At 65.7% G+C, this 25,548-nt stretch carries 28 protein-coding genes; 16 read left to right on the top strand and 12 right to left on the bottom strand.

What is annotated here, in order from left to right; all coding sequences use genetic code 11:
* Together VH499_RS10170 and VH499_RS10165 are read left to right on the top strand one after the other, a co-directional pair.
* Positions 1-273, top strand: a 273-nt coding sequence (locus VH499_RS10170; RefSeq protein ID WP_414709771.1) for an AMP-binding enzyme, incomplete at its 5' end; no start/stop codon positions are given.
* Positions 274-292: 19 nt separating this feature from the next.
* Positions 293-1,633, top strand: a complete 1,341-nt coding sequence (locus tag VH499_RS10165; protein WP_332052608.1) for an amidase — start codon at positions 293-295, stop codon at positions 1,631-1,633.
* Positions 1,634-1,665: 32 nt separating this feature from the next.
* On the opposite strand, the gene VH499_RS10160 is transcribed toward VH499_RS10165, so the two are convergent.
* The gene (locus VH499_RS10160) at positions 1,666-2,211 is read right to left on the bottom strand and encodes an HD domain-containing protein (RefSeq protein WP_332052607.1); all 546 of its coding nucleotides are present in this window, start codon (positions 2,209-2,211) and stop codon (positions 1,666-1,668) included.
* Between the two features lie 88 nt (positions 2,212-2,299).
* Here VH499_RS10160 and VH499_RS10155 point away from each other — a divergent pair, with 88 nt between their 5' ends.
* The 4 genes from VH499_RS10155 to VH499_RS10140 all read left to right on the top strand — a co-directional run bounded on the left by VH499_RS10155 (position 2,300) and on the right by VH499_RS10140 (position 5,615).
* On the top strand, positions 2,300-2,878 hold the full coding sequence (locus tag VH499_RS10155; RefSeq protein WP_332052606.1) for an SCO family protein: 579 nt from the start codon (positions 2,300-2,302) through the stop codon (positions 2,876-2,878).
* A 243-nt stretch (positions 2,879-3,121) separates the two neighbouring features.
* Positions 3,122-4,345: a polyhydroxyalkanoate depolymerase gene (locus VH499_RS10150; protein WP_332052605.1), complete on the top strand. Its 1,224-nt coding sequence runs from the start codon at positions 3,122-3,124 to the stop codon at positions 4,343-4,345.
* Between the two features lie 114 nt (positions 4,346-4,459).
* Positions 4,460-4,786, top strand: coding sequence for a hypothetical protein (locus VH499_RS10145; protein ID WP_332052604.1), 327 nt, complete (start codon positions 4,460-4,462; stop codon positions 4,784-4,786).
* A 28-nt stretch (positions 4,787-4,814) separates the two neighbouring features.
* Positions 4,815-5,615, top strand: coding sequence for a mechanosensitive ion channel family protein (locus VH499_RS10140; protein ID WP_332052603.1), 801 nt, complete (start codon positions 4,815-4,817; stop codon positions 5,613-5,615).
* Between the two features lie 12 nt (positions 5,616-5,627).
* Here VH499_RS10140 and recQ read toward each other — a convergent pair whose 3' ends face one another.
* Positions 5,628-7,442 carry a DNA helicase RecQ gene (recQ, locus tag VH499_RS10135; RefSeq protein ID WP_332052602.1) on the bottom strand — a complete coding sequence of 605 codons (1,815 nt, stop codon included), beginning with the start codon at positions 7,440-7,442 and terminating at the stop codon, positions 5,628-5,630.
* A gap of 277 nt (positions 7,443-7,719) precedes the next feature.
* Here recQ and VH499_RS10130 point away from each other — a divergent pair, with 277 nt between their 5' ends.
* Together VH499_RS10130 and VH499_RS10125 are read left to right on the top strand one after the other, a co-directional pair.
* Positions 7,720-8,394 carry an outer membrane beta-barrel protein gene (locus VH499_RS10130; protein WP_332052601.1) on the top strand — a complete coding sequence of 225 codons (675 nt, stop codon included), beginning with the start codon at positions 7,720-7,722 and terminating at the stop codon, positions 8,392-8,394.
* A 65-nt stretch (positions 8,395-8,459) separates the two neighbouring features.
* A complete protein-coding gene (locus VH499_RS10125; protein WP_332052600.1) occupies positions 8,460-8,780 on the top strand; it encodes a DUF3309 domain-containing protein in 321 nt (106 codons plus the stop codon).
* A gap of 7 nt (positions 8,781-8,787) precedes the next feature.
* Here VH499_RS10125 and VH499_RS10120 read toward each other — a convergent pair whose 3' ends face one another.
* The 3 genes from VH499_RS10120 to VH499_RS10110 all read right to left on the bottom strand — a co-directional run bounded on the left by VH499_RS10120 (position 8,788) and on the right by VH499_RS10110 (position 12,260).
* Positions 8,788-9,561 carry an SDR family oxidoreductase gene (locus VH499_RS10120; protein ID WP_332052599.1) on the bottom strand — a complete coding sequence of 258 codons (774 nt, stop codon included), beginning with the start codon at positions 9,559-9,561 and terminating at the stop codon, positions 8,788-8,790.
* A gap of 18 nt (positions 9,562-9,579) precedes the next feature.
* Positions 9,580-10,473, bottom strand: coding sequence for an MBL fold metallo-hydrolase (locus VH499_RS10115; protein WP_332052598.1), 894 nt, complete (start codon positions 10,471-10,473; stop codon positions 9,580-9,582).
* Between the two features lie 86 nt (positions 10,474-10,559).
* On the bottom strand, positions 10,560-12,260 hold the full coding sequence (locus tag VH499_RS10110) for a hypothetical protein (protein ID WP_332052597.1): 1,701 nt from the start codon (positions 12,258-12,260) through the stop codon (positions 10,560-10,562).
* 72 nt (positions 12,261-12,332) lie between these two features.
* On the opposite strand from VH499_RS10110, the gene VH499_RS10105 reads away from it, so the two are divergent.
* The 4 genes from VH499_RS10105 (at position 12,333) to VH499_RS10090 (ending at position 15,587) form a co-directional block, all read left to right on the top strand.
* The gene (locus VH499_RS10105) at positions 12,333-13,205 is read left to right on the top strand and encodes a dienelactone hydrolase family protein (protein WP_332052596.1); all 873 of its coding nucleotides are present in this window, start codon (positions 12,333-12,335) and stop codon (positions 13,203-13,205) included.
* Positions 13,206-13,269: 64 nt separating this feature from the next.
* Positions 13,270-14,418: a CaiB/BaiF CoA-transferase family protein gene (locus tag VH499_RS10100; protein WP_332052595.1), complete on the top strand. Its 1,149-nt coding sequence runs from the start codon at positions 13,270-13,272 to the stop codon at positions 14,416-14,418.
* Positions 14,419-14,491: 73 nt separating this feature from the next.
* Entirely contained in the window at positions 14,492-15,205 is a 714-nt protein-coding gene (locus tag VH499_RS10095) for an EI24 domain-containing protein (RefSeq protein ID WP_332052594.1), read from the top strand.
* Positions 15,206-15,215: 10 nt separating this feature from the next.
* The gene (locus VH499_RS10090; protein ID WP_332052593.1) at positions 15,216-15,587 is read left to right on the top strand and encodes a hypothetical protein; all 372 of its coding nucleotides are present in this window, start codon (positions 15,216-15,218) and stop codon (positions 15,585-15,587) included.
* 332 nt (positions 15,588-15,919) lie between these two features.
* Here the strand turns inward: VH499_RS10090 and gtdA are convergent, their stop codons facing one another.
* Positions 15,920-16,960, bottom strand: coding sequence for a gentisate 1,2-dioxygenase (gene gtdA / locus VH499_RS10085; protein ID WP_332052592.1), 1,041 nt, complete (start codon positions 16,958-16,960; stop codon positions 15,920-15,922).
* A 7-nt stretch (positions 16,961-16,967) separates the two neighbouring features.
* Positions 16,968-17,786, bottom strand: a complete 819-nt coding sequence (locus VH499_RS10080) for a gamma-glutamyl-gamma-aminobutyrate hydrolase family protein (RefSeq protein WP_332052591.1) — start codon at positions 17,784-17,786, stop codon at positions 16,968-16,970.
* 161 nt (positions 17,787-17,947) lie between these two features.
* On the opposite strand from VH499_RS10080, the gene secB reads away from it, so the two are divergent.
* Positions 17,948-18,463 (top strand): protein-export chaperone SecB, encoded by a 516-nt coding sequence (gene secB, locus VH499_RS10075; RefSeq protein WP_332052590.1) that lies wholly within the window; start codon positions 17,948-17,950, stop codon positions 18,461-18,463.
* Between the two features lie 96 nt (positions 18,464-18,559).
* Here secB and dnaQ read toward each other — a convergent pair whose 3' ends face one another.
* From dnaQ to VH499_RS10055, 4 genes are all read right to left on the bottom strand, one after another.
* Positions 18,560-19,237, bottom strand: coding sequence for a DNA polymerase III subunit epsilon (gene dnaQ / locus VH499_RS10070; protein WP_332052589.1), 678 nt, complete (start codon positions 19,235-19,237; stop codon positions 18,560-18,562).
* A gap of 28 nt (positions 19,238-19,265) precedes the next feature.
* Complete coding sequence (gene coaE / locus VH499_RS10065) at positions 19,266-19,928, bottom strand: dephospho-CoA kinase (protein WP_332052588.1); 663 nt, start codon at positions 19,926-19,928, stop codon at positions 19,266-19,268.
* Between the two features lie 83 nt (positions 19,929-20,011).
* The gene (locus VH499_RS10060; RefSeq protein WP_332052587.1) at positions 20,012-20,989 is read right to left on the bottom strand and encodes a quinone oxidoreductase; all 978 of its coding nucleotides are present in this window, start codon (positions 20,987-20,989) and stop codon (positions 20,012-20,014) included.
* 25 nt (positions 20,990-21,014) lie between these two features.
* On the bottom strand, positions 21,015-22,187 hold the full coding sequence (locus VH499_RS10055) for an LLM class flavin-dependent oxidoreductase (RefSeq protein WP_332052586.1): 1,173 nt from the start codon (positions 22,185-22,187) through the stop codon (positions 21,015-21,017).
* A gap of 85 nt (positions 22,188-22,272) precedes the next feature.
* On the opposite strand from VH499_RS10055, the gene VH499_RS10050 reads away from it, so the two are divergent.
* From VH499_RS10050 to VH499_RS10040, 3 genes are read left to right on the top strand one after another with little or no spacing between them, the layout of a single operon-like run.
* A complete protein-coding gene (locus VH499_RS10050) occupies positions 22,273-23,406 on the top strand; it encodes a PQQ-dependent sugar dehydrogenase (RefSeq protein ID WP_332052585.1) in 1,134 nt (377 codons plus the stop codon).
* Positions 23,407-23,416: 10 nt separating this feature from the next.
* Positions 23,417-24,028 carry a nucleoside triphosphate pyrophosphatase gene (locus VH499_RS10045; protein ID WP_332052584.1) on the top strand — a complete coding sequence of 204 codons (612 nt, stop codon included), beginning with the start codon at positions 23,417-23,419 and terminating at the stop codon, positions 24,026-24,028.
* The gene (locus VH499_RS10040; RefSeq protein WP_332052583.1) at positions 24,025-24,915 is read left to right on the top strand and encodes a shikimate dehydrogenase; all 891 of its coding nucleotides are present in this window, start codon (positions 24,025-24,027) and stop codon (positions 24,913-24,915) included. Before VH499_RS10045 ends, VH499_RS10040 begins: the two co-directional genes overlap by 4 nt.
* A gap of 57 nt (positions 24,916-24,972) precedes the next feature.
* Here the strand turns inward: VH499_RS10040 and rho are convergent.
* The coding region (gene rho / locus VH499_RS10035; RefSeq protein WP_332052582.1) for a transcription termination factor Rho at positions 24,973-25,548 on the bottom strand (576 nt) is incomplete at its 5' end.

Below are 25,548 nucleotides of genomic sequence, written 5' to 3'. Positions count from 1 at the left end.
GGCATCTATGCCTACGTGACCCTGAAGGCGGGCCAGCAGCCGTCCGAGGAGCTGCGCAAGGAACTCTCGGGCTGGGTGCGCAAGGAGATCGGCCCGATCGCCTCACCCGACGTCATACAGTGGGCGCCCGGCCTGCCCAAGACGCGTTCGGGCAAGATCATGCGCCGCATCCTGCGCAAGATCGCCGAGAACGATTTCGGCAATCTCGGCGATATCTCGACGCTTGCCGATCCCGCGGTCGTCGACGATCTGGTGAAGAACCGCGCCAAGTAAGGGAGCAGCACGAGGCAAGATGGCCAAGTCCACGATCCAACAACTCGCCGCGGAGCTGGCCGCCGGCCGTACCACTTCTGCCGCGCTCACCGAGCAGGCCCTTGCCCGCATCGAGGATCCCAAGGGCGAGGGCAAGCGTACCTTCATCAAGGTCTACAAGGCACAGGCGCTGGCGGCGGCGCGGGCAAGCGACGCGTTGCGCAAGGCAGGCCTCGTGCCCTCGCCGCTGGCCGGTATTCCGGTCTCGATCAAGAACCTGTGCGACGTTGCCGGCGAGACCACGCTGGCCGGTTCCATCGCGCTCGACGACGCCCCGCCGGCCGGACACGACGCGCCGGTCGTGGCGCGCCTCCGCGCCGCCGGCGCCGTGATCGTCGGCAGCACCAACATGAGCGAGTTCGCCTTCTCGGGTGTCGGCTTCAATCCGCACTACGGCACGCCGGGCAATCCTGTCGACCGGGCGCGCGTTCCGGGCGGGTCCTCTTCCGGTGCCGCAGTGTCGGTCGCCGACGGCATGGCGGTGGCCGCCCTCGGCACCGATACCGGCGGCTCGGTCCGCATTCCCGCCGCAGTGTGCGGCCTCGTCGGCTTCAAGCCCACGGCACGACGCGTGCCGATCGACGGCGTGGTTCCGCTTTCGACCTCGCTCGATTCCATCGGCCCTCTCGCGAACTCGGTCGAATGCTGTGCCATCGTCGATGCGGTGTTTGCGGGGCAGCCGACCGCCGTGCCGAACGCCGCGCCGCTGGCCGGCCTGCGCCTGGGCGTCCCCCGGCAGTTCGTCATGGCGGAGCTCGACGACATCGTCGCCCGTGCCTTCGAGCGCGCCTGCCAGGCCCTCGGCGCGAAGGGCGTGAAGATCGAGCAAATCGAGTTGCCGCACCTCGACGAGCTGCCCACCGTCAATGCCAAGGGCGGCTTCGCCGCGGCCGAGGCCTATGCCTGGCACCAGAAGCTGATCGCGCGCCGCGGCAGGGATTACGACCAGCTCGTCCATCCCCGCATCATGCGTGGCAAGGAGATGAGTGCTGCGGACTATATCGATCTTCTGGGAGCGCGCGCCGATCTGCAGGCGCGCATCGCCGCCGTCACCTCGAACTACGATGCGGTCGCCATGCCGACCTGCGCCATCGTGGCGCCAACTCTCACCGAGGTCTCCACGCCCGAGGGCTTCGCCCGGAAAAACATGCTGTTGCTGCGCAACACCATGGTCGGAAACTTCCTCGACCGTTGTGCCATCAGCCTTCCCTGCCATGCCGCGGGCGAACTGCCGGTCGGCTTCATGCTGATGGGCGAGACGATGGCCGACGCGCGCCTGCTCGCCATCGCCCGCGCCGTTGCGCCGATCGTGCAGGGTTAGGACTGCTCAAGGCGGCGTCCTTGATCTTGCCGTCAGGCGCCAAATCGAGCTTTGGCCTCGGCATGGGCATGGTCGAACTCGGCCTCGAGGGCGACGTTAAGCCCGCGGCAAGACCTCACCACCGCCCCGGCCCATTCGACATAGTCGGCAAGCCGTTGCTTTGTCCATCCCGCCGGCGGGCTGAGCACGAGGCCGCGCAGGTTGGAAGTCTTGTCGGCAATCTTCAGAAGCTTGGCGCGCCGCGACTTGTGCACTGTCGTTTCGACCTGGAGCCGCTTGCGCTCCTGCTTGGGCAGGCCCTTGTCGTCGCTCACCTCGACCACCAGCTCTGCGACCTCGGTGCCGAAGCGCTCTCGCAGATCGGCGAAGGTGGTGCCGGTATCCTCGATCGTGTCGTGCAACAGCCCGCCCATGACCAGCACGGGGTCCTCCCCATCCGTCGCCTCGGCCAGAAGCAGCGCCACTTCTGTCAAATGGTTGACATAGGGCTCGGCGGCCTCGCCCTTGCGACGCTGGTTGACATGTCGGCGGGCGGCGTAGTCCGCAGCCTTCGCCAGCCGCACGAGATCGATGCTCACTTCTTTGTGCTCCTCTTCATTTCCCCACTGCAACGTGCGACCAGCGGCCGGACTTGTCGAGGCGATGACACTCGACCATGTTCGGGCCATGTCACGCACCATGAAGGCCGTGCTCGGAGTCTGGATCCTCGTTCTCGTCGGCGCCGCCGGCTGGATCGGCTGGGATGCCTGGCGCGGCAATCAACCCACGATCGGCGGCACGTTCTCGCTCACCGATCAGGACGGCCGAACCATCACCGACGCCGACCTCAAGGGCAAGCCGACCCTGCTCTATTTCGGCTACACTTTTTGTCCTGACGTCTGTCCGACGACGCTGCTGTTGATGGAGTCGGCAGCCGAGAAGCTCGGCCCCGACGGACCGAAGAAGGTCAATCTGGTGTTCATCACCATCGATCCCGAGCGCGACACGCAGAAGCTGATGAAGGGCTATGTCGGCAACTTCGGCCCCACCATCGAAGGTCTGACCGGGACGCCGGAGCAGATCGCAGCGGTCGCCAAGGCCTACCGGGTCTATTACCAGAAAGTGCCGGGCAAGGATGGCGGGCCCTATCTGATGGATCATTCGTCGATCATCTATCTCCTCGATCGCCGGGCCCGGTTCGTCACCCACTTCACCGACCAGAGCAAGGCCGAGACGATCGCTTCCGCGGTCGAGCGATTGCTCTGAGCTGTCGATCTGCTTTGAGCTTCGGCTCCAGCCGCACGCCTCGTGCAGCCGCGCCTTAGACCAAAGTCCATGCTGCATTGCCACAATAAAGGTGCGGCAATTCAGTCAGGTTCGCCCTATATTTTGGTACCACCTGCGGTGCCGCGCGGCGTTACCCCCGTTCAGCCGCGGCAGCTCGACGACGGACGTTTCCATCGTGGGCTGTACATAAAGAGAAACGAAAACAGTATGTTAGATACAAATGTGCTGTACTACGCGTACGAAGTGAACCGCCAGCTTGCCCATCCCGTGCGACTGTGGGCAGGCGCTCTCGGCCGGATCTACTCCAGCCCGTACAATCCCTGGGCCGAAACCTGGTTCGGCAAGTCGGTGACAGCGAGCGCCGAGATCGTCGCGCGCCTCACGCAGAACTACGGCAAGCCGGCGTTCGGTCTGGCGACCACCCGGGTGGGCGACGAGACCGTGGCTGTCAACGAAGAGATCCTGGTGCGCAAGCCGTTCTGCCAGCTCATGCGCTTCCGGCGCGATACGGTACGGCGCGATCCGAAGGTGCTGCTGGTGGCGCCGATGAGCGGGCATTTCGCGACCCTTTTGCGGGGCACGGTCGAGGCGCTGCTGCCCGAGCACGACGTGCACATCACCGACTGGGCGGACGCGCGCGAGGTGCCGCTCGCTCAGGGCAACTTCGACCTCGACGACTATGTCGACTACATCATCGACTTCTGCCGCTATCTTGGCCCGGACGTGCACGTGATCGCAGTCTGCCAGCCGTCAGTGCCGGTGCTTGCTGCCGCGTCGCTGATGGCGCAGGCCAATGATCCACGCCAGCCGCGCTCGCTCACGCTGATGGGTGGCCCGGTCGACACACGCCTCAGCCCGACTGCGCCGAACGACCTCGCGATGCGCAACTCGATGATGTGGTTCCGTCAAAACGTAATCTCGACGGTACCGATCAACTATCGCGGAGCGATGAGGCGTGTCTATCCGGGCTTCGTGCAGCTCACGAGCTTCATTTCCATGAATCTCGATCGGCATATCAACGCGCATATGCGACAGTTCGAACATCTGATCAAAGGCGACGACGACAACGCCGACTCGCACCGGTCATTCTATGACGAGTATCTCGCGGTCATGGACCTCACGGCCGAGTTCTACCTCCAGACCATCCAGGTCGTGTTCAAGGAGCATCAGTTGCCGCGCGGTGCCTGGGTGAGTCGCGGCCGCAAGATCGATCCCTCGGCGATCGGGACAGCGCTGATGACGGTCGAAGGCGAGCTCGACGACATCTCGGGCGTCGGCCAGACCAAGGCCGCGCATGCTCTTACGCCCAACATTCCCGGGGCACGGCACGTCCACTGGGAACAACCGCGCGTCGGCCACTACGGCATCTTCAACGGCCGCAAATGGCGCGAACAGATCATGCCGCGCGTACGCGACTTCATTCTCGCCAACGACACCCGGCCATAGCTTCCGCAGCCCGGCCGCACGAGCCGATTCAGGCTTTCCTGCGGCGAACCAAAGGCGGCAACCGCCTCTGGCGGCTCGCCGTTGCTACTCCGTCCTGAAATACGGAGGAACAACATGTCTAGCTTTGACCGACGGGGCCTGTTCGGCGGTCTGACGCTTGTGGTCGGCGCCACTGTGCTGGCCGGCGCCGTGTATGCGCAAGATGTGGTGTACGTCCCGACTGCGCCACCGGCGCCGCGTGTTGAAGTCGTCCCGGCGCCGCCATCCGACCGGGTCAGCGTAGAAACCTGGCAACCGGGTCACTGGCGCTGGAACGGCGCGGAATATGTCTGGATCGGCGGTCATTATGTCAGCGCGCCGCGGCGCGGCGCAGTCTGGATCCCCGGCCGCTGGGAGCAACATCCGCGCGGCTGGGTCTATGTCGAGGGCCACTGGGGATGATCGTCTGGCCACGGTTTAAGAGTACGTAATGGAACGACAATGGATCAACGCCGCCAATGTTGTGGTGGCGTTGATCACGAACTACGGGCTGCGCGTCATCGGTGCCGTCGCCATCTTGATCGGTGGATGGATCGCCGCGCGGCTGATTCATACGGCCATCGTACGGTTCTGCCTGCGTCTGCCGCGCATCGACCGCACCATCACGCTTTTCCTCGCCAACGGTGCGCGCTACGCCGTCCTGATCTTCACGGTTGTCGCCGTTCTGGCGAGTTTCGGCATCGCCACGACCAGCATCGTCGCCGTTCTGGGCGCCACCGGCCTCGCCATCGGCCTGGCACTGCAGGGAACGCTCAGCAATCTCGCCGCCGGTATCATGATCGTGCTGTTCCGGCCGTTCCATGTCGGCGACCGCATCGAGTCCGGCGGCATTGTCGGCACGGTGCGCGAGATCAACCTGTTCTACAGCGAGCTCGACAGCGACGACAATGTGCGGGTCGTCTTTCCCAACGGCATGCTGTGGGGTCATATCGTCAAGATCCCCTCACGCAACGACATCGAGCGCATCGAGCTCAGGTTCACCCGGCCGCTCGCCGATGACGTCGGCATCGCCATCGAACGCGTGAAGGAGATCGTGGCTCGCGACCAGCGCATCACGCGCGCGGCCGAGATCGGCGTCGATACCGTGGCCGACGCCAGTTACATCCTGGTGGCCCGCATGTGGGTGCCGCGTGCCGATGCCCTACAGGTCCATTTCGACGTCAATCGCGCCATCAAGGAGGAGTTCCAGCGTCGCGCGCCCGTCGCCGAGCAGCCTCGCGCGGCGGAGTAGCGGCATTCGATCTCATCGATTGAAACTCCGTACGACATCGAGAAAGGCGGCGCCATAGCGCTCGAGCTTGCTGTCGCCGACGCCATGGATCTCGCGCATCGCACGAGGCGTGGCCGGACGGTGCGTCGCGAGCTCGATCAGGGTGCGGTCGGAAAAGACGACGTAGGCCGGCACCTTCTGTGCCTGTGCGAGTTTGGCGCGCAGCGTCTTGAGGGCGACCAGAAGCGCTTCGTCGGCATCGCGCACGATCGCCGGTGCGGCGGCCCGGTTGCCCTGGCGCGACGCCTTGGGAGTGGCAAGTTCCCTGCGCAGCTCGATCCGGAGCTCGCCCTTCAATACCCGCCAGCCCTCGTCCGTTACCGACCACCGGCCATGTTCCCGCAGGTTTTGAGCGACGAGGCCGAGCGCAGAGAGCTGGCGGAAGATCGCACGCCATTCGACGTTGCGGCGGTCTGCTCCGACACCGAAGGTCGGCAGCCTGTCGTGCCCGAACTTCAGTACGTTGTCCGTCCGCTCGCCGCACAGGATGGCGACCAGATGCTCGATGCCGAAGCGCTCGCCGGTGCGGATGATGGCCGACATGATCTTCTGCGCTTCAACAGTGCCGTCGAAGCGCTCGACGCCGTCCTGGCAGAGATCGCAGTTGCCGCAGGGTGCCGACGGCTCGCCGAAGTAGCCCAGCAACGTCTGACGACGGCAACGCGGCGCCTCGGCCAAGGCCAGCAAGGCATTGAGCCGTTGCCGCTCGATGCGCTTGCGCGCCTCGGACGCATCGCCCTGCTCGATCTGCAGACGGCGCAGGCGCATGTCGTCGAGCCCGTAGAGGGTGAGAGTGTCGGCCGCGAGGCCGTCGCGTCCGGCGCGGCCGATCTCCTGGTAGTACGCCTCGACGTTGGCCGGCAGGTCGGCGTGACAGACGAACCGCACGTCGGGCTTGTCGATGCCCATGCCGAACGCCACGGTCGCCGTCATCACCGCGCCATCCCGCTGCTGGAATGCGTCCTGGTGCGCATCGCGCACTGCCTTGTCGAGGCCGGCATGATAGGGCAGGGCGTCGATACCGACGGCTTTGAGCGCCTGCGCCAGCTCCTCGGCCTTGCGCCGCGAGGCGCAATAGACAATGCCGCTTTCGCCCGGGTGCGCGCGGGCGAAGGCCAACACCTGCCGTGAGGAGCGCTCCTTGGCCTTGAATGCGAGCCGCAGGTTGGGTCGGTCGAAGCTCCTCACGAACACGCGCGGCGGCGCGGCGAACAGTTTGTCGACGATGTCGTCCCGCGTCGCCGCATCGGCCGTCGCGGTGAGGGCGACGGTCTGCAGCCGGCCGCCGATCTGACGCGCAAGACTTCCCAGAGCAAGATATTCGGGACGGAAGTCGTGACCCCATTGCGAGACGCAATGGGCTTCGTCGATCGCCATCATCGCAACGTTTGCTTTGGCCAGCATCTCGACTGTATCGGGCCGCGCCAGACGTTCGGGCGCCAGATAGAGAAGCCGCAACGCGCGGCGGCGCAGGAGGTCGAGCACATGGGCGTTCCGTCCGGGCTCGTTGCTCGAGTTGAGAGTGGCGGCCGCGACGCCGGCGGCCATGAGCGCACGAACCTGATCGCGCATGAGGGCAATCAGCGGCGACACCACGACGGTGAGCCCCGGCCGGGCAATGGCGGGCAGCTGATAGCAGAGCGACTTGCCCGAACCCGTGGGCATGACCGCGAGTACGTTCTCGCCGTCGAGAACGGCCTGCACGATTTCTTCCTGTCCAGGGCGGAAAGCATGGAAGCCAAAGACGGAATGCAGCAGGCCACGTGCGATCGAAAGCGGGTCGGACATCGGTCGGAGCGCACACTAGCTTTGCGCTGCTCCACCTGCACTGTGGATGAACGCCGAGCGTGTTTTCGCCGCATTCGATTCATGATCGGTTCGCGGCGAAGCGGTGACCGCGGACAACTCGTCGTTGGTATCACACGCACGACTGATGCGTGCGCGTCACAGCCCGATGCTGTCTTTTCTCCTCCAAGCTGATGCCCTTCGAGTGCCGCTTTTCGGCGGCTCACTCCGCGCACCCACCGACGACCCCTTCTCTTTCAACTGCGTTGTGGAGTGTGTCATGAAGCTACGGACTTCGATCGCTATTGCCGCTGTCGCGGCGGCGGCATCGGCGGCGCCGCTTGTCGCTGAGGCGCAGCCGGCCAATCCCTACTGGGAAGGCCTCTACGCCGGTCTCAATGCCGGCGGGCTGTGGAACCAGACATCGGCCGCCATTACCGAGAACGGCACTCTCGGCGGCTTCACCGGAACCGGCAGCGGCTTTGTCGGTGGTGTGCAGGCCGGCTACAATTACCTCCTGGGTCCCGTGCTCCTGGGCGGCGAGATCGATTTCCAGGGTTCGACGCAGACCTCGAACGTGGCCGGCGGCGCCGGCCCGTCGACCATTGCGGCGCAGGAGGCCGTGCCGTGGTTCTCTACCTTCCGCGCGCGAGTCGGCTATCCGGTCGGTTCGGTCATGCCCTACATCACCGGCGGCGCGGTGTGGGGCCACCAGACGCTGAACGGCTATGACACGGCCGGCGGCGGCTACTTCAACGCCTCCAACAACTTCTGGACCTACACCGTCGGCGGCGGCGTCGAAGGCCATCTCGACAGCAGGTGGAGCGCCAAGCTCGAATATCTGTACCTGGGTACGCCCGACACGTCGCTGTCGACGCCGAGCACCACGGCCGTCACCGCCGGAAGTGGTGTAGGCAACCTGGTCCGCGTCGGCCTGAACTACAAGTTCTACTGATCAGAACGCCACTCGCGGCGAAAATATGGCGGAACCCGCGTGCCCTCCGACCGTTCTCTAGGAGAATGGATCACGGAGAGCACGCGGTGCTTTTGGGATTTGCCGTGTTGTTGGCGACGATTGGCATCGTCGCCTTTCCTCGCTGGCGTCACAGCCGAGCGTGGGGCTATATGCCCAGTGCGATGGCGGGTATTCTTCTCCTAGCGGTCGCGACGGTCGCCGCCGTCGGCCGCCCGGCGCCCGCGACGGCCATCCGGATCACGAAGGCGCCCCCGGCGCCCGCGACATCGTTGCACAATCCGACGATCGACAATGCGCGCGAGCGCCTCTCATGGGCTCGTGAGCCGAGCATCGCCGCACTATCGACGCCGACCGATTTCGACTGACGCCCGGTCAGTGTCGGGCGGCCTGTCCGCCATCCAACGTCACCACGACTCCGCTGATATAGCTTGCGCGATCAGACGCGAGAAACACGGCAAGATCGGCCACTTCGTCCGGCTCGGCAGGACGACCGAAGGGCATGTGGGTGGTGAGCTCCTTCCAGCGCTCGGGGTCGCCGAATTTCTGTTCCGCCTGGCCGCGCAGCAACGTCAGCATGCGGTCGGTGCGGGTCGCCGGCGGATTGATTGCCACCATACGCACGCCGTGATCGACGCTCCTCGAACCGACCGCACGGGTGAAGGCCATCAGGCCCGCATTGGCCATCGTGCCCGCGACATAGTCGTAGTTGTAGGCCTCGCCCGCGAGCCCGATCACGTTCACCACGACACCGTGCTTGCGCGCATACATCCTCTCCAGCATCGCGCGCGTGGCATTGATGTAGCCAAACACCTTCAGCTCCCACGCCTCGCGCCACTTGGGCTCGGTCATGCCGAAGATGTCGCCGCGCGGGATGGCGCCCGCGTTGTTCACGAGGATGTCCGCGTGCCCCACAGCCTCGACGATACTGCGCACTGCGTCGCCTTTCGAGAAATCGGCAGGATGGATTTCAACCGGCACGTTGTGCCTGCCGCGAATCGCGTCGCGTGCCTTCTCGAGTGATTCCTTCGACCGGGAGGCGATGTGCACCGTGCAACCTTCGGCGGCGAACGCCATGGCGCAGGCGAAGCCGATGCCGCGGCTGCCCCCCGTGATCAGCACCGTCCTGCCGGAAAGCTTGAGATCCATGCGGTATTCCTCCGTACGCTAGAGCCGATAAACGCTGTCGATCTTCGCGCGGCCGTCATCGGTCTTCACTCGCCCGTCCTTCACCATCTGGATGAGATGGGCCAGCATCGAGCGGCCGGCCGCGGCATGGAGGTGCATCGGCGTGTCGGCGTAGTTCCTGGCCACCATTTGCGGGATCGTCTGCGGGCCCTCCCCGAGGCGCGCCAGGATCTGCGCCTCACGGCCCAGGCGATGCTCGATATAGGCCTCGACGAACGGTCCGGGATTGCGGATCTCCGCGCCGTGGGTCGGGATGTAGAGCGTCTCGCCGCGCGGCAGAAGCTTGCGCAGGCTCGCGAAATAGTCGGCCATGTTGCCGTCGGGGGGCGATATGACGGCCGTCGACCAACCCATCACATGATCCCCCGACAGCAGAGCCTTGTCCTCGCGGACCGCGAAACAGAGATGATTGGAGATGTGGCCGGGCGTGTGGATCGCCTCGACATTCCAGCCGTCGCCCTGAACGACATCGCCGTCGCCGAGCTTGATATCGGGCGCGAAGGACAGATCGCCGCCCTCCTCGGCATGTTCGCCGGCCGGCGGCCGGGGATGCGGGCCGTACGAATAGACCTTGGCTCCCGTCGCCTTGGCGAGCGCCGGCGTCGCCGGGACATGGTCGACGTGCGTGTGGGTGACGAAGATGTGCGTCACCGTCTCCCCGCGCACCGCGCGCAGCACCGCGTCGACATGATCCTGGAGGTCGGGACCGGGATCGACGATCCCGACCTTGCCGTGGCCGATGATATAGGTGCCGGTGCCCTTGAAGGTGAAGGGGTTTGGATTTTTGGCGACGACACGGCGGATCAGCGGCGTCACTTCCATTGCCGTGCCGTAGTCGAACCTGAAGTCCTTGATGAAGGGAATACCGGGCATATAAAGCAGATCCTTTGGGACTCGAGGATCCCTCGTCTCGCTCGGAAGACTAGAGTGCGTCATCCCGAGCACAGCGAGCGATCTTTTCACTTTTCGGGCGCCGGTGGCGTCAGTTTGTATAGCGCGTTGCGCAGATCGGAGCTCACATAGATCGTGCCGGACCTGGCGACCGCGACGCCGGTAGGCACCAATGCAGGCGGCCCACCGGGATAGGTCGGCAGGCCGATGTCGAGATTGGAGGCGATCACCGTCTTGGCGCCTGTTGCAGGATCGATGGCGACGATGCGCTTCTGGCCGACTTCGGCGACATAGAGTCTGTTGTCCGGCCCGACATCGATCCCCTCCGGCGCCGACAGCCCGTCCGTCACGACCTTGCGTGCGCCGGAGGCGACATCCACTTGGGTCACCGCGCCCGCCGCGATTTCCGTCACGTAGACGACATTGTTGGGCCCCTGCGCCATAGCCACCGGCGCGCGGAGATCCTTCGCAAGGTTGGTGCGCGTCTTGCCGTCGGGGCTCACCTTGACGAGGTTGCCGCTGCCCAGTTCCGCGACATAGAGCGTGCCGTCGTTGCCCTCGACGGCATCGACTGGCTGGGCGAAGTCACCGAGGGATGCCGCGAGCTTGCCGGTCTTGCGGTCGACCTTCTGCACGGTGCCGGAGAACCAGCTCGACAGGAGGACGTTGCGCGGCCCCACGGAAATGCCGATCGGATAGGAATGGGTGTCGCCATGCACGCGCAGCACGTCGCTCACCGTGCCGGTCGCGCCGTCGACCGTGCGATAGCTGAAAACGTCGGCGACGTGGACCGTCTCCCTGCCGTTCTCCGTAACGACGGCGAGGTCCGCGGGAACGGCAAGCTTGCCCTCCACGATCGTGCGGGCCGCGCCCGTCTGCTTGTCGACAAGGTAGATCGCATTGTCCGTCATCGAGCTCACGAACAGCCGGCCGCGTGAATCGAAGGCGAGATTGTCTAGGCCCGGCTTCAGCGTCGCCACCAGCTTCTTCGCCTTGCTGGTGAGGCTCACGCTCCAGATGTCACCCGTTCCGGTATCGACGACGAAAAGATTGTCACGGTTCTGCGGGTCTATATTCGCTGCGGCGGGCGTGGTGAAACCCGAGGCGACGACCTCGACGGCACCGGTCTCTATATTGATCTTCACCGCCTGGCCCTTGAACCAGAGCGGCCCGTAGAGGAAGCCGTCGTCGCGGCGGATCTCGAAGCCGTTCAGGCCGCCCAGCTTCTCGGCCACCAGTCGCAGCTCCTTGCGCGCGAACGGCTTGAAGTCGGGCTTGTCGACGTTCTTCAAATCGATCTCGTAGAGCGCGTCGCCCAGGAAGACCTCGGAAACGAACAGCCGGCCGTCCTTGGTGAAGCCGACTCCGTTCGGTCCCGACATTCCATTGGCCACCTCGATGACCTTGCCGTTGGGCCGGCGGACATAGACCTTGCCGATGAGGAACGCCGTCCACGCCATCGTGCCGTCGTCGGCGAAGGCGATGTCGTCGGCCATGCCGGCCGGCGGTTCGACCACGCGGTCGACTTCACCCGAATCGACCTGCACATGGTAAAGCGTCTGCCCCACCACGGAGCCTGCGAAAAGCTGGTCGTCCTTGTTGAACGCGATGCCGTGCACGCCATGGAACGACGATCCCGGCACGAGGAAGCGCTGGTTGTATTCCCTGGGAGGAGACGTCTGTGCAGGCTGCGCCGCCTGTTGCGCCAGCGCCGTTCCCGCAACGGTGAGCGCAAGCGCTGCAGACGTCAAAAACCGGCCCAGCCCCATTCGCTTCCTCCGACCCTCTCCGGCGGCGCGGACTTTAGACCGACCTCGCCGGATCGGCTACTGTGCCGCGACATGCGATCACTGCCTGCTCTTTGTCTCATCTTCCTGATCGCAATTTCGAGCAATGCGATCGCCCAGGAGAAGGTCCAATTCGCCTCGCGCGACGGCGACGGGAGCTCACCCCCGACTCAGCTGGACGGTTATCTCTTCCGTCCTCCCGATGCGGTCGGCACATTCCCGGCGGTCGTCTTCCTGCATGGATGCGGCGGCCTGATCTCCAGCGTCAGCCACAGGATCATGTCGCGCGAGATGGATTGGGCCGGCAAGCTCAACGACAAGGGCATCGGCGTGCTGATGGTCGACAGTCTCACGCCGCGCGGTTCCGGCGAGATATGCTCGCGCTCCGGTTTCAAGGAATGGCTCTACAGGCGTCGCCCGGCCGATGCCTACGGTGCGCTCGTCTATTTGCAGGCTCTCTCCTTCGTGCAGCACGACCGGATCGGACTCGTCGGCTGGTCCAACGGCGGCGGCGCGACCTTGTTCGCCGTCGGGACGCAAAGCCGGGCACGGCCGGCTGCCCCCGCAGGGCCGGATTTTGCGGCGGCCGTGGCGTTCTACCCCGGCTCATGCAACGAGCAGCGGCTCGGCTCCGATTGGACAACCTCGATCCCGCTCCTCGTCCTGATCGGCGAGCTCGATGTCTGGACCCCGGCCGCGCCGTGCCGGCAGGTCGTCGATCGCGCCGCCGCCCGCGGCGCGCCGGTCGAAATCCATGCCTATCCCGGGGCCTACCACGATTTCGATTGGCCGGGCGCAAAACACCGCGAACTCGTGGCCTACACGACCCGTGCCGGCGTGGTGCCGATCGTTGGCGAAGATCCGGCCGCCCACGCCGACGCCATTCGGCGGGTCGAGGCCTTCTTCACGAGTCACCTCTTGCATTGACTCCAGGCCGCGGGCCATCGAAAGCTCTTCCCATGGCGATTGCCCATTTCGCAGGAGGGAAGTCATGGCGGGTCCGCTCTCGGGACTGACGATCGTCGAACTGGCCGGCATCGGCCCGGGCCCGATGTGCTCGATGATGCTGGGCGACATGGGCGCCGATGTGATCCGCATCGATCGCACCAAGAGCCACGTCATGGACCGGCTCGCCGATCCGAAATACGCGGTGCACAATCGCAGCCGCCGCTCGGTCTCGATCGATCTCCAGAAGAAGGAGGGCATCGAGGTCGCGTTACGCCTGATCGACAAGGCCGACGGCGTCACCGAGCCGTTCCGTCCAGGTGTCGCCGAGCGGCTGGGCGTCGGACCCGACATCTGTCTCAAGCGCAACCCCAAGCTGGTCTATGGTCGCATGACCGGCTGGGGCCAGGAAGGCCCGCTCGCCAAGGCGGCCGGGCACGACATCAACTACATCGCCCTGACCGGTGCGCTGCATGCCATCGGCGCCAGGGACAAGCCGACGCCGCCGCTCAACCTCGTCGGCGATTTCGGCGGCGGCGGCATGCTGCTGGCCTTCGGCATGGTGTGCGGTCTTTTGGAGGCGCAGCGTTCGGGCAAGGGCCAGGTGATCGATGCGGCGATGGTCGACGGTGCGGCGCTGCTGCTGGGCGGCGTCTATGGCATGGCGGGCGCCGGCCTCTGGAAGGACGAGCGCGAGGCCAACATGTTGGACGGCGGCGCGCACTTCTACGGCACGTATGAGACCAAGGACGGAAAATTCGTCTCGGTGGGGTCGATCGAGCCGCAATTCTACGAGCTGCTGCTCGAGAAGACCGGCCTCACGGGCCAGTCGCTGCCGGCGCAGATGGACCGCAAGGCCTGGGCGCAGCTCAAGGGGCGACTCACCCAGATCTTCAAGACCAGGACCCGCGATGAATGGTGTGCGATCATGGAAGGCAGCGACATCTGTTTCGCGCCCGTGCTCACCATGCAGGAGGCGTCGCAGCATCCGCATGCCAAGGCGCGCAACGCCTATGTCGACGTTTCGGGCTTTGCGCAGCCGGCCGCAGCGCCGCGCTTCTCACGCACCAAGGAGGGGATCAAAGGGCCGGCCGCCAAGCGTGGCCAGCACACCGACGAGGTGCTGGGCGAGCGCGGCTTCTCTGCAAAGGAGATCGGCGAACTCAGGACGGCAGGGATCGTCGGTCCACAATGACGGTGTCGTCCCGAGCGACGCGAAGGATCCTTCCCGCCTCGCAAAGGCCCTTCGCCCCACAGGCTCGGAACAGGTGATCCGCGCCTTCGAGCTTGCCGTTCAGCAACTCGGCGATCCACGGCTGCGCGGCGTCATCTGGCAGTCGCTGCTGCTTTCGCTCCTGCTGCAGGCGGCGATCGTGGGCGTCGCCTGGTGGGCGCTGCAATCCTTCGCCACCTTTCAATGGGACTGGGTCAACAGCGCCGTCCGCTGGCTGGGCAGCGCGGCCGTGCTGGTCCTGGCATTGATGCTGTTTCCGGCGAGCTTCGGCATCGTGATCTCGATCTTCATGGAGCGAATCGCCGACATCGTGGAAAGCGCGCATTATCCACAGCTTGGAAGGGCTCGCGGCATTCCGGTCTGGACGGCGATCTGGACCGGCGTGGTGTTCCTGATCGCGGTGATCGCACTCAATCTTGTCCTGCTCGTGCCCTATCTGCTCGCCTTGTTGTTCTTCGGATCCGGGGCCGTCCTGTTCTATGCGCTGAATGGCTGGCTCACCGCGCGTCTCTACTATGAACAGGTAGCGCTGCGCCGCCTGAGCCCGGCCGAAGTCAAGGCCTGGCGGCGGGCCAATGCCGGAATCCTGTGGGCAACCGGAATCGTCATCGCATTTTTCGGCACCATTCCGGTCGTGAACCTGATCGTGCCCGTCGTTGGCACGGCGGCCATGGTGCATGTGGCGCAGACGCTCACACCGCCAGCGGCCGTGGCCCGCCCCTTCAATCCACCGGCCGGTCCGCGTTAGGATCGAGGTTATGAAGTCTGCCCTCTCGCTTGCTGCGGCCGCCCTTCTTCTCGGCGGCTGCGTCTCGGAATCGACCCCGCAATATTCCCTCTCCAGCAACGAACAGGGCATTTTCCACTCGGCGAATGCCGGGCGTCCGATCCCGGTGGGCCGAATCAAGGGCATGGACGAGCAGCAGCTTCGTGCGACGTTCGGCATGCCGGCCCTCGACCGCAAGGATGCCGCCACGCGCGTGCTGCGCTACCAGTCCGATGCCTGCAGCCTGTTCGTCTACCTGTCGAACGATCGGGCCGAGTATGCAGACGCCTACGACCTCAAGCTGCGCCGGTTGCTGAACACCGACCAATGCGCCGGTTCGGTCGCTGCGCAACGACGGGCCTGAGGCAAGCAGCAATCAATGTTTCGGTTTCTCTGAAGCTTGTTGCGTCAAGTGCGTGACCGGCTCCACCTCGTGCGCCGAATGATTTACTATTGTGAAGGAGCAGCGAAAGGAGCGTGGCATGAATGCGCTCGTCCAGTTGGCTGTGACTCACCCAGTCGAGACTATCGGTCTGGTAATATTTGCCCTTTGGGTTTGGCACTCAGTGGCTCGTCCCGATCTGGGATGACGCCGGCGAGCATTGCCGGCCGCCAAACGGATTGGCTGCTGGATGCTCACCCCGCTCGATTCATTTGATCGGAATCCGTTTCCCGGGCGCCCATCATGGGCCGCCGCTATTTTCCGCCGCGGTCCTCGCGCCAGAGATCCAGCCGCTCCTGCACCGGGCGATCGGAGAAGGAGAACAGCACGGCGTCGCTCCTGGTCTTGTGCACGACCTTGGCCCAGCTCGGCACGACGAAATGGTCGCGCTTCTTCCAGCGGAAGGTCCTCTCGCCGATCGTGCTTTCGCCTTCGCCCTCGACGACGGAGAACACGGTACCGTCGGTGCTGCGACAGGGCGCGGTCGCAAAGCCCTTGGGCAGGAGCTGCATGAAGGTGCCCATGGTGGCAATCGGCGCGCCGCCACTCGCCGGATTGACGTAGCGGAGCTTGTAGCCATGGCAGGCATCGGGCGGCCCGGCCTTGGCGAGGCCCGCCAGCGCCTCGCGTGTGCGCGCATAGGGATAGTTGAAGATCGGCGAGGTCTGCCTGGCCGGCTTCCAGTCGACCGGCAGGAGGCCGCTCGCGAACCTTGCGTCCGAGGTGCCGACCGGCGCGGTCACGGCCTGCTCGTCCTCGGCACCGTTCTCGGCGAAGCCTGCGTTGAACATCGCCACCAGCGGGATGTCCAGCCCGTCGAGCCAGACCATCGGCTTCGCGGAGTCATTGCCGTGGTCGTGCCAGGTCCAGGTCGGCGTGATGACGAAGTCGCCCTCCCGCATGATGGTGCGTTCGCCATCGACGGCGGTGTATGCGCCCTCGCCCTCGACGATGAAGCGCAGCGCTGACTGGGTGTGGCGGTGGCTGGGCGCGATCTCGCCCGGCAGGATGAGCTGCAGGCCGGCATAGAGCGTCGGCGTGATGCAGGCGCTGCCCGGCATCGAGGGATTTTCCAGGATGAGTACCCGGCGCACCGCTTCCTTGGCAGTGATCAACGCCCCCGACTCCATCAGGAAGGGGCGCACCTTGTCGTAATCCCAGGCCGCCGGCACGTACCTGGGCGCGGGCTGCGGCGGCACGAGCTGGTGCAGCGACTCCCAAAGCGGCGCCATCGACAGACTGCCGAGACGCTCGTAGAAGTCGCGGCGGGCATTGTTGCGCGTGGCACCGTCCATCGAACACCTATTCGGCAGCGATGCGCAGCGCCAGGCCGAGGCGCGCTGCGGCACGCGTCCGGCAGGCGACGGCAAAGGCATCGAACACTTTTATCGATACCGGATTTTCCAGCGCACGGTGCTCGGGATGCCACTGCAGCGCAAGCGCGAAGGCCGGCGCATCGGGCAGGCTGAAGGCCTCGACCTGGCCATCGTCGGCGACCGCCTCGAGCCGCGCACAGGGCGCGAGCTTGTCGACCCCCTGGGCATGCAGCGAATTCACCGTCACGCGCTGCCTGCCGAGGAGGCGATGCAGCAGGCCGCCTTCGACGATCTCGACGTCGTGGGCGGGGGCGTAATTCACGTCGGTGTCGAGCGACTTCGGCGAGCGATGGTCGCGGCGTCCTTCGACCTCGTGCACCAGCTGGTGCAGCGAGCCGCCCATCGCCACGTTCACTTCCTGAAGGCCGCGACAGATCGCGAACAGCGGGACAGCGCGTTCGACGGCATGCCGGATCAAGGGCAGCGTCGTGGCATCGCGCGCGGCGTCGTGTGCTGTCCCGTCGCGGCTCGGCTCGCCGCCATAGTGGTGCGGCTCGACGTTGGACGGGCTGCCCGTCAGCAGAATGCCGTCGAGCATATCGAGGAGACGGTCCAGCGCCTCGGTCATGGCATGGTCTTCGGCAAACTCCCTGCCAAAGGCGGGGATCAGCACCGGCAGGCCGCCTACGGCACGGATCGCTGCCTGGACGTACTTGTCCCCCACGGTGTGGTGCCAACCGCCCCGGCCGTTTTCCTTCAGACAGGCAGTGATACCAACCAGGGGACGCAGAGAAGAGCCGTTCATAGCCGTGCCAAGCCGCGCAGAATATAGGGACATTATTGTCCACCAAGCGCCGCTGCCTTGGCAATTGCCTCAGACTGCCCCTGCCCGCGTCTTGTGCAGTGCAGCCCTGCATGGTACCCGCCGACACCCCTCCAGAGCCTTTCAGCAGCGAAAGAAAGCAAATGACCACGACTCCGCCGCCTGTCGGTCCCGGTCCCGCCGGCTCCCAGCCACAAACGAATCCCCTCACCCTGCATGGCCAGTACATCAAGGACTTGAGCTTCGAGAACCCGCGCGCGCCGCAGAGCCTGATCGAGCAGAAACAGCCGCAACTCACGCTGAACGTCAACGTGTCGACCCGGCAGTTCGAGGCCAAGACCTTCGAGGTGGCGCTCAGTCTCGAGGCGAGCGCCCAGACGCCGGAAAAGGAGCCGCTGTTCATGCTCGAGCTCGTCTATGCCGGCACGGTCAGCCTGGGCGAGGTGCCCCAGGAGGCGTTCGGGCCGCTGCTGCTGATCGAGACTCCGCGTCTGCTCTTCCCCTTTGCGCGCGCGATCGTCGCCAATGCCACACGCGAGGCCGGGTTTCCGCCGCTCAACATCGCCCCCGTCGACTTCGTGGCGCTCTACCGCCAGCAACTCGAGGCTGCCGGCGGCCAGATTCCGGGCATCCCCGGCGGCCCGGTAGGGCACGCCTGAGCCTTCAAGGGAGCGCGTCACTCCCGTGACGCATCTTCGTCTTGTTCCGACAGCCCATGGGCGCCACTGGAAGCGCGCTCCTAAGACGGGATCCAACTAAGCCTTCAGCCAGATCGCGTCCTTGATCATCTTCAGGAATGCGGCATGGGCCGCGAGCTCGGCAATGCTCGCGGCATGGGGACGTGCCGGACGCACCGCGGCGCCCGCCACGGCCACGAAGCCGGCCGCGGCCGCCGCGAATTCCGGAGCCAGACCCAGGTCGCGCTGCCGGCCGCCGCTCAGCTCGAGATAGACCTCGGCCAGCAATTCCGAGTCGAGCAGTGCGCCGTGCTTGGTGCGGCTGGAATTGTCGACGCTGAAGCGTTCGCAGAGTGCGTCGAGGCTGACGCGCTGTCCGGGGAACTTGCGGCGCGCCATCGAGACCGTGTCGACATAGGCATTGATGAGCTTCGGCTTGCCGACACGCTCCAGCTCGGCGTTGAGGAAACCGATATCGAACTGGGCATTGTGGATCACGAGCTGCGCGTCGCCGATGAACGCCAGGAGCTCCTCCACGCGCTCGGCGAACAGCGGCTTGTCGGACAGGAACTCATCGGTGAGCCCGTGAACGTCCTGTGCCCCGGTCGGCATGATCATTTCGGGATTGAAGTAGGCGTGGAAGGTCTTGCCGGTCGCCACCGTGTTGAAGAGCTCGATGCAGCCCACCTCGACGACACGATGGCCGGCGAGCGGATCGAGGCCGGTCGTTTCCGTATCCAGAACGATCTCACGCATACGCGACCCTTATTAGCGGCAAGTGCCGTCAGATGCGACGGGCGCGAGCAAGCTTGGCTGTGAATTTTTCCCGCCACGGATGCGGCGGCCAGCACCGCCCCGGTCGCCGCTTGAGCGCCGTGACCGCCTTGGCGAGTGCCGCCCGCGTCGGTGCGAGACCGAGGCCGGTCGGGATGATGACGGTTGCGAGCCGGCGCTTGGTCCGGTCGGGAACCTGCTGGCGCAGGATGCCGGCGAGCTTCTCCGTGGTCATGCCCGGCCGCGCGAGCACGCGCCGGCGCTGCAGGAAAACCGGCGCCGTCACGACCATGGTGGCATCGACACGGCGCTCGCCGCGCCCCTCGAACAGCAGCGGGATATCGAGCACGACCAGCGGCACGCCGCCGCGAGCCGCCCGTCTCAGGAAGGCCCGCTGCCGTTGCGCCACCAGCGGATGGACGATGGCTTCGAGCTTGCGCAGCGCCTCCTTGTCGCCGAACACGCGCGCGCCCAAGGCCTGACGGTCGAGCACGCCGCCCTTCACCACGCCGGGAAAGGCTGCTTCGATCGCCGGGAGCGCCGCTCCGTCCGGCGCCTGCAAGGCATGGACGGCGGCATCGGCGTCATAGACCGGCACACCCATCTGCCGCAGCATCCTGGCTGCAGTCGACTTGCCCATGCCGATGGACCCGGTCAGACCGACGATCACCATGCGATGCGGTCCATCACGTCAGATCATCGGCCATTCACGGAAGCGTGCCACTCCAGTGGCGCTGTCCGATGAGGCATCGACGCTCAGGGCACCAGGATCGTCTGGCCCGTGGTCTTGCGGCTTTCGAGGTCGATATGGGCCTGCCCCGCTTCGCCGAGCGGATAGCGCTGGTCGATCGAGATCTTCACCTTGCCGCTCTTCACCATCTTGAACAGAGATTTCGCCGAGGCTTCGAGATCCTTGCGGGTCGCGGTGTAGGCGCCGAGGCTCGGGCGGGTAACGTAGAGCGAGCCCTTGGTGTTCAGGATGCCGAGCGCTACCGGCGGCACCGCGCCGGAGGCATTGCCGAACGATACCATGAGCCCGCGCGGCTGCAGGCAATCGAGCGAGATGGTCCACGTGTCCTTGCCGACGCCGTCGAACACGACCGGCACGCCCTTGCCCTTGGTGATCTTCTTCACTTCGGCCACGACGTCATCCCTGGTGTAGTCGATCACCCATTTGTAGCCGTTCCTCTTGGCGAGCGCGGCCTTCTCCGCCGACGAGGTCGTGCCGATCACCTTGTAGCCGCGTGCCTTGGCCCATTGGCCGAACAGCAGGCCGACGCCGCCGGCAGCGGCGTGGAACAGGATGGTGTCGCCCTTCTTCAGCCAGGCCTTGGGCGTGTGGTCGACGAGATACTCGGTCGTCATGCCCTTTAGCATCATGGCCGCCGCCTCTTCGTCACTCACGCCCTTGGGCACCTGCACAAGCTGCTCGGTTCCCATCAGGCGCTCCTCGCAATAGGCGCCGAGCACGCCGCAATAGGCGACATGGTCACCCTTCTTGAAGCCCCGCGTCTTGGGCCCGACCTCCAGGATGACACCGGCAGCCTCGCGGCCGACCGCATTGGGCAATGGCGTCTGATAGAGGCCGCTGCGTGTGTAGATGTCGATGAAGTTGAGCCCGATCGCGGTATGCCTGATCTTGACCTGGCCCGGACCGGGACTGCCGACCTCGACGTCGGCGAGCTGCATCTTCTCCGGTCCGCCATTCTCGTGGATCAGGATCGACTTCGGCATTGGCCACTCCCCTCGAGGTTCAGGTCTACTCCGCCGCCCGCTTCGACTTGGCGGCAGCGTATTTCGCGATTTCACCCTCCACGGCGGCCTGGCTCTGGGCCGAATAGGTGCCACGGTTGGAGGTGGCGATGTCGTAGCTCGACTGGCGTAACGTGTTGGCGCGGCGCTGGAAATGCGGGTGCACGAAGCGCGCCATCAATTCGTAGGAACGCAGTGTCGCCGGCCAGTCGGCCCAGTTGTTGGCCAGCAGGAGGACGGCGCCGAAGCCGCCGTCGGATCCCTGCCACAGCCGCTCGAAATGCCTGACGCAATCGTCGGGCGTGCCGATGCAGGCGACGCCTTCCCTGGTGAGGAAATCGACCGGGTCGGTAATACCAGGCGGCAGGATCGGGAAGGTCGCCACGTCGGTGAAATACTGCGTGAATCGTTCGAGGCCGAACTTCACGTCCTCGCGGGCTTGCTCTCGCGTCTCGGCGACATGGGCGAATGTGACGATACGCCATTTGGCCCGATCGGCAGTCTTGCCGTTCTGCCGGGCGTGGTCAGTGTAGATCTTCCAGTTGTTGGCATGCGCCTGCAGCGCATCGTCCGACGTGCCACCGATCGACAGCATGCCGATGCCGTGCCGGCCGGAGGCCACGGCGCCCACCGGCGAGCGCGCGCAGGCCACCGCCATTTCCATGCCGGGCTGGCTGTAGGACGGAAGCTGGAGCTGCGCGGCGTTGAGGTCGAACCAGTCGGTCCTGCGCGTCACCGACTTGCCCGCCATCAGCTCGACGATCGCATCGAGCGCCTCGTTCATGCGGCTGCGCTGATCGGCCGCCCTGATGCCCATCTTGGCCGCATCATGCACCAGCGCACCCGGACCTACCCCGAACATGGCGCGCCCACGCGTCATGTGATCGAGCTGGGTCATGCGCGAGGCCAGCATGAACGGATTGTGATAGGGCAGCGACACGACGCCCGTCCCCAGGCGGATGTGCCGCGTGCGCTCGGCGGCCGCGGCGATGAACATCTCGGGGCTGGCGATGATCTCGAAGCCGCCGGAATGATGCTCGCCGATCCAGGCCTCATGATAGTTGAGTCGATCGAGGTGCTGGAGCAGTTCCATGTCGCGCTCGAGGGCGAGCGTCGGATTTTCGTCGAGCGCATGGAATGGCGCCAGGAAGATGCCGGTACGCAGATAGCGGTCAGACACGGAACGCTCCCGATTTGGCGGGCCGAGTATAATGGCCGGCCTTTCATACGCCAGTCCGGAGGCATCCCTGCCCGGAGGAGGGTCTATGGTTCGGCGCCGGTTCGTTCTCGCTGTATCGGCCATGGCCGCAATACCCGCTGTCGTTCGCGACCGCAGCACCCTTGCGCAGGACACCATGCCGAGCGCGCGCGCCTCCTATGGCCTGACGACGCTCTCCCGCGGCCTCGAACAGCCCTGGAGCATGGCCTTCCTGCCCGATGGCCGGATGCTGATCACCGAGCGGCCGGGCCGCCTGCGGGTCTTCGCCCAGGGTCGGCTCGATCCACGGCCGCTGGAGGGTGTGCCCGCGGTGCACGCCGCAGGGCAAGCGGGCCTCCTCGATATCTGCCTGCATCCGGGATTTGCGCAGAACCGCGTGCTCTATCTTTCCTATATTGCAGGTGACAGCCGGCTCTCATTGACCTCGGTTGCGCGAGCCGAGCTCGGCGATGGCGGGCTGCGCAACGTGGTCCGGATCTTCGAGGCCCGTCCCGGGGCCTCGGGCAATCTCAATCTCGGCTCGCGCATCGTCTTCGACCGGGCCGGCAAGATGTATGTCTCGACCGGCGACCGGTTCCAGATGAACCGGGCGCAAGACCTGGGAGACCTCGCCGGCAAGGTCGTGCGGCTGAATGACGACGGCTCGGTCCCGCCGGACAATCCGTTCGTTGGCCGCCAAGGCGCGCGGCCGGAGATCTTCTCCTGGGGCCATCGCAATCCGCAGGGGCTGGCACTCCATCCCGAGACCGGGCGCATCTGGGAAGTCGAGCACGGCCCCAAAGGCGGCGACGAGCTCAACGTCCTGAAACCGGGGGCCAACTACGGCTGGCCGCTGGTCACTTATGGAACCAACTACGACGGCAGCAAGATCACCGACAATCGCCACCTGCCCGGCATGGAGGACGCGCTGCGGACCTGGGTGCCCTCGATATCGCCCTGCGGTCTGACGTTCTACACCGGCCACAAGTTCCCGCAGTGGAGGGGCTCGCTCTTCACCGGGGCGCTGTCGAACCAGGCCCTGTTCCGCATCGGAGTGGAGGGCGAACGCTATGCCGGCGAGGAACGGTTGCTCGTCGGGCGTCTTCCCTATATTCGCGACGTGCGCCAGGGACCCGACGGGCTTCTCTACCTCGTGACCCGAAGCGATGACGGCGGACTGTTCCGTCTGGAGCCAGCGTAACCGTAACTCCATGCCCATCCCTTCGCTCATTCTCGCGTCCGCGAGCCCCTCCCGCCGTCAGCTCCTCGCCAGCGCCGGTCTCAGCTTCGAGGTCGAACCATCGGGCGTCGACGAGGACGACGCCAAGCGCAGCCTGCTCGGCAGCCGCGCCGCACCGCAGGAGATCGCCGCGAGGCTGGCGGAGCTGAAGGCCTTGCGCGTGTCCGCCAGGCATCGGCAGACGCTCGTCGTGGGCGGTGACTCGACGCTCGCCTGCCAGGGGCGCCTGTTCGACAAGCCGACCTCGATCGAGGCCGCGCGCAAGCAGCTCCTTGCCTTGCGTGGCCAGACCCACGAGCTCTTCTCCAGTGTGGTCGTGGCGGGCGATGGCGAGCGGCTGTGGCATTGTAACGAGCGGGCGCGGCTCACCATGCGGCCCTTCGACGAGGCCTTTCTCGACGCCTATCTCGCGCGCGCCGGCGACAGCGTGCTGAGCTCGGTGGGCGCCTATCAGCTCGAAGGCCTGGGCGCCCATCTCTTCAGTCGCGTCGACGGTGACTATTTCACGATCCTGGGCCTGCCCTTGCTGCCCCTGCTCTCGTTCCTCGCCGGTCACGGCATCGGCCTGGCCAAGGCCGCATGAACGCCTACGAGAAACTGCTGGCCGAGGCCCGCGGACGGCCGTTCGCCGCGATCGTCGGCTGGCCGGTCGAGCATTCGCGCTCGCCGGCGTTGCACGGCTTCTGGCTGAGAGAGCATAGGATCGACGGCTATTACGGCCGGCTGCCGGTCGAACCCAAGACCGCCGCGCTTGAGGCGCTGGTCGCCTTCCTGCGGCGTACGCCCAACGCGCGAGGCTGCAACCTCACCCTGCCGCACAAGATCGGGATCATGCCGTTCTTGGATCGTATCCATCCCGACGCGATGCGCATCGGCGCGGTGAATACGGTGATCAAGCACCGCGACGGAACGCTGGAAGGCCGCAATAGCGACGGTTTCGGCTTTCTGGCCGCTCTGCGCGAAGGCGTACCCGACTGGAAAGCGGCCGCGGGCCCGGTCGTCGTCCTCGGCGCCGGCGGGGCGGCGCGCGCGGTGGTGGCCTCGTTGATCGATGCCGGCGTGCCCGAGCTGCGCCTGATCAATCGCACGCAAAGCTCGGCCGTCGAGCTTGGTCTCGCCTTCACGCCCAACGACGGACGACAGATCGCGATCGAGCGCTGGGAGGAACGCGCGGCGATGCTCGACGGTGCGACGCTGCTCGTGAACACGACCTCCCTCGGCATGAAAGGCCAGCCGCCGCTCGATCTCGATCTCGGCCGCCTGCCCATGACGGCGGCGGTCGACGACATCGTCTACGTGCCGCTGGAAACGCCTCTGCTGGCCGCCGCCCGCGCGCGCGGCCAGCGCTGCATCGACGGGCTCGGCATGCTCCTCCAGCAGGGCCGGATGGGCTTCGAGGCGTGGTTCGGCACCAAGGTCACCGTCAGCCCCGAACAGCGCCACGCCGTGGCGGCCGATCTGGGAGCGTAGGCATTATGGCTTTCCTCCCCTTGCCGGAGTCCGGCAAGGGGAGGAACCGAGTCGCCCCTACTGGTTCATCGAGCTGAAGAAGTCGGCGTTGGTCTTGGCGGTGCGCAGCTTGTCGAGCAGGAACTCGATGGCGTCGACCGCGCCCATTGGCATGAGGATGCGGCGCAGCACCCACATCTTGGAGAGCGTCGCGCGATCGACCAGCAGCTCTTCCTTGCGCGTCCCCGACTTGGTGATGTCGATCGCCGGGAAGGTGCGCTTGTCGGCGACCTTGCGATCGAGGATGATCTCGGAGTTGCCGGTGCCCTTGAACTCCTCGAAGATCACCTCGTCCATGCGGCTGCCGGTGTCGATCAGCGCCGTCGCGATGATGGTGAGCGAGCCGCCTTCCTCGATGTTGCGCGCGGCGCCGAAGAAGCGTTTCGGCCGTTGCAGCGCGTTGGCGTCGACGCCGCCCGTCAGCACCTTGCCCGAACTCGGCACCACGGTGTTGTAGGCGCGACCGAGACGGGTGATCGAGTCGAGGAGGATCACCACGTCCTTCTTGTGCTCGACCAGGCGCTTGGCCTTCTCGATCACCATCTCGGCCACCGCCACGTGGCGGCTCGCCGGCTCGTCGAAGGTCGAGCTCAC

It is taken from the genome of Reyranella sp., assembly GCF_036558665.1.
Lineage (GTDB): Bacteria > Pseudomonadota > Alphaproteobacteria > Reyranellales > Reyranellaceae > Reyranella.
The sequence above is the reverse complement of the archived record's forward strand: the minus strand, read 5'-3'. Positions and strand labels throughout refer to the sequence as shown.

Bases quoted from the DNA above. Each gene is read 5' to 3' on its own strand.
- VH499_RS10165 (WP_332052608.1), top strand. From the start codon at position 293: ATGGCCAAGTCCACGATCCAACAACTCGCCGCGGAGCTGGCCGCCGGC.
- VH499_RS10155 (WP_332052606.1), top strand. From the start codon at position 2,300: ATGTCACGCACCATGAAGGCCGTGCTCGGAGTCTGGATCCTCGTTCTC.
- VH499_RS10145 (WP_332052604.1), top strand. From the start codon at position 4,460: ATGTCTAGCTTTGACCGACGGGGCCTGTTCGGCGGTCTGACGCTTGTG.
- VH499_RS10140 (WP_332052603.1), top strand. From the start codon at position 4,815: ATGGAACGACAATGGATCAACGCCGCCAATGTTGTGGTGGCGTTGATC.
- recQ (WP_332052602.1), bottom strand. From the start codon at position 7,442: ATGTCCGACCCGCTTTCGATCGCACGTGGCCTGCTGCATTCCGTCTTT.
- VH499_RS10130 (WP_332052601.1), top strand. From the start codon at position 7,720: ATGAAGCTACGGACTTCGATCGCTATTGCCGCTGTCGCGGCGGCGGCA.
- VH499_RS10125 (WP_332052600.1), top strand. From the start codon at position 8,460: ATGGATCACGGAGAGCACGCGGTGCTTTTGGGATTTGCCGTGTTGTTG.
- VH499_RS10120 (WP_332052599.1), bottom strand. From the start codon at position 9,561: ATGGATCTCAAGCTTTCCGGCAGGACGGTGCTGATCACGGGGGGCAGC.
- VH499_RS10115 (WP_332052598.1), bottom strand. From the start codon at position 10,473: ATGCCCGGTATTCCCTTCATCAAGGACTTCAGGTTCGACTACGGCACG.
- VH499_RS10110 (WP_332052597.1), bottom strand. From the start codon at position 12,260: ATGGGGCTGGGCCGGTTTTTGACGTCTGCAGCGCTTGCGCTCACCGTT.
- VH499_RS10105 (WP_332052596.1), top strand. From the start codon at position 12,333: ATGCGATCACTGCCTGCTCTTTGTCTCATCTTCCTGATCGCAATTTCG.
- VH499_RS10100 (WP_332052595.1), top strand. From the start codon at position 13,270: ATGGCGGGTCCGCTCTCGGGACTGACGATCGTCGAACTGGCCGGCATC.
- VH499_RS10090 (WP_332052593.1), top strand. From the start codon at position 15,216: ATGAAGTCTGCCCTCTCGCTTGCTGCGGCCGCCCTTCTTCTCGGCGGC.
- gtdA (WP_332052592.1), bottom strand. From the start codon at position 16,960: ATGGACGGTGCCACGCGCAACAATGCCCGCCGCGACTTCTACGAGCGT.
- VH499_RS10080 (WP_332052591.1), bottom strand. From the start codon at position 17,786: ATGAACGGCTCTTCTCTGCGTCCCCTGGTTGGTATCACTGCCTGTCTG.
- secB (WP_332052590.1), top strand. From the start codon at position 17,948: ATGACCACGACTCCGCCGCCTGTCGGTCCCGGTCCCGCCGGCTCCCAG.
- dnaQ (WP_332052589.1), bottom strand. From the start codon at position 19,237: ATGCGTGAGATCGTTCTGGATACGGAAACGACCGGCCTCGATCCGCTC.
- coaE (WP_332052588.1), bottom strand. From the start codon at position 19,928: ATGGTGATCGTCGGTCTGACCGGGTCCATCGGCATGGGCAAGTCGACT.
- VH499_RS10060 (WP_332052587.1), bottom strand. From the start codon at position 20,989: ATGCCGAAGTCGATCCTGATCCACGAGAATGGCGGACCGGAGAAGATG.
- VH499_RS10050 (WP_332052585.1), top strand. From the start codon at position 22,273: ATGGTTCGGCGCCGGTTCGTTCTCGCTGTATCGGCCATGGCCGCAATA.
- VH499_RS10045 (WP_332052584.1), top strand. From the start codon at position 23,417: ATGCCCATCCCTTCGCTCATTCTCGCGTCCGCGAGCCCCTCCCGCCGT.
- VH499_RS10040 (WP_332052583.1), top strand. From the start codon at position 24,025: ATGAACGCCTACGAGAAACTGCTGGCCGAGGCCCGCGGACGGCCGTTC.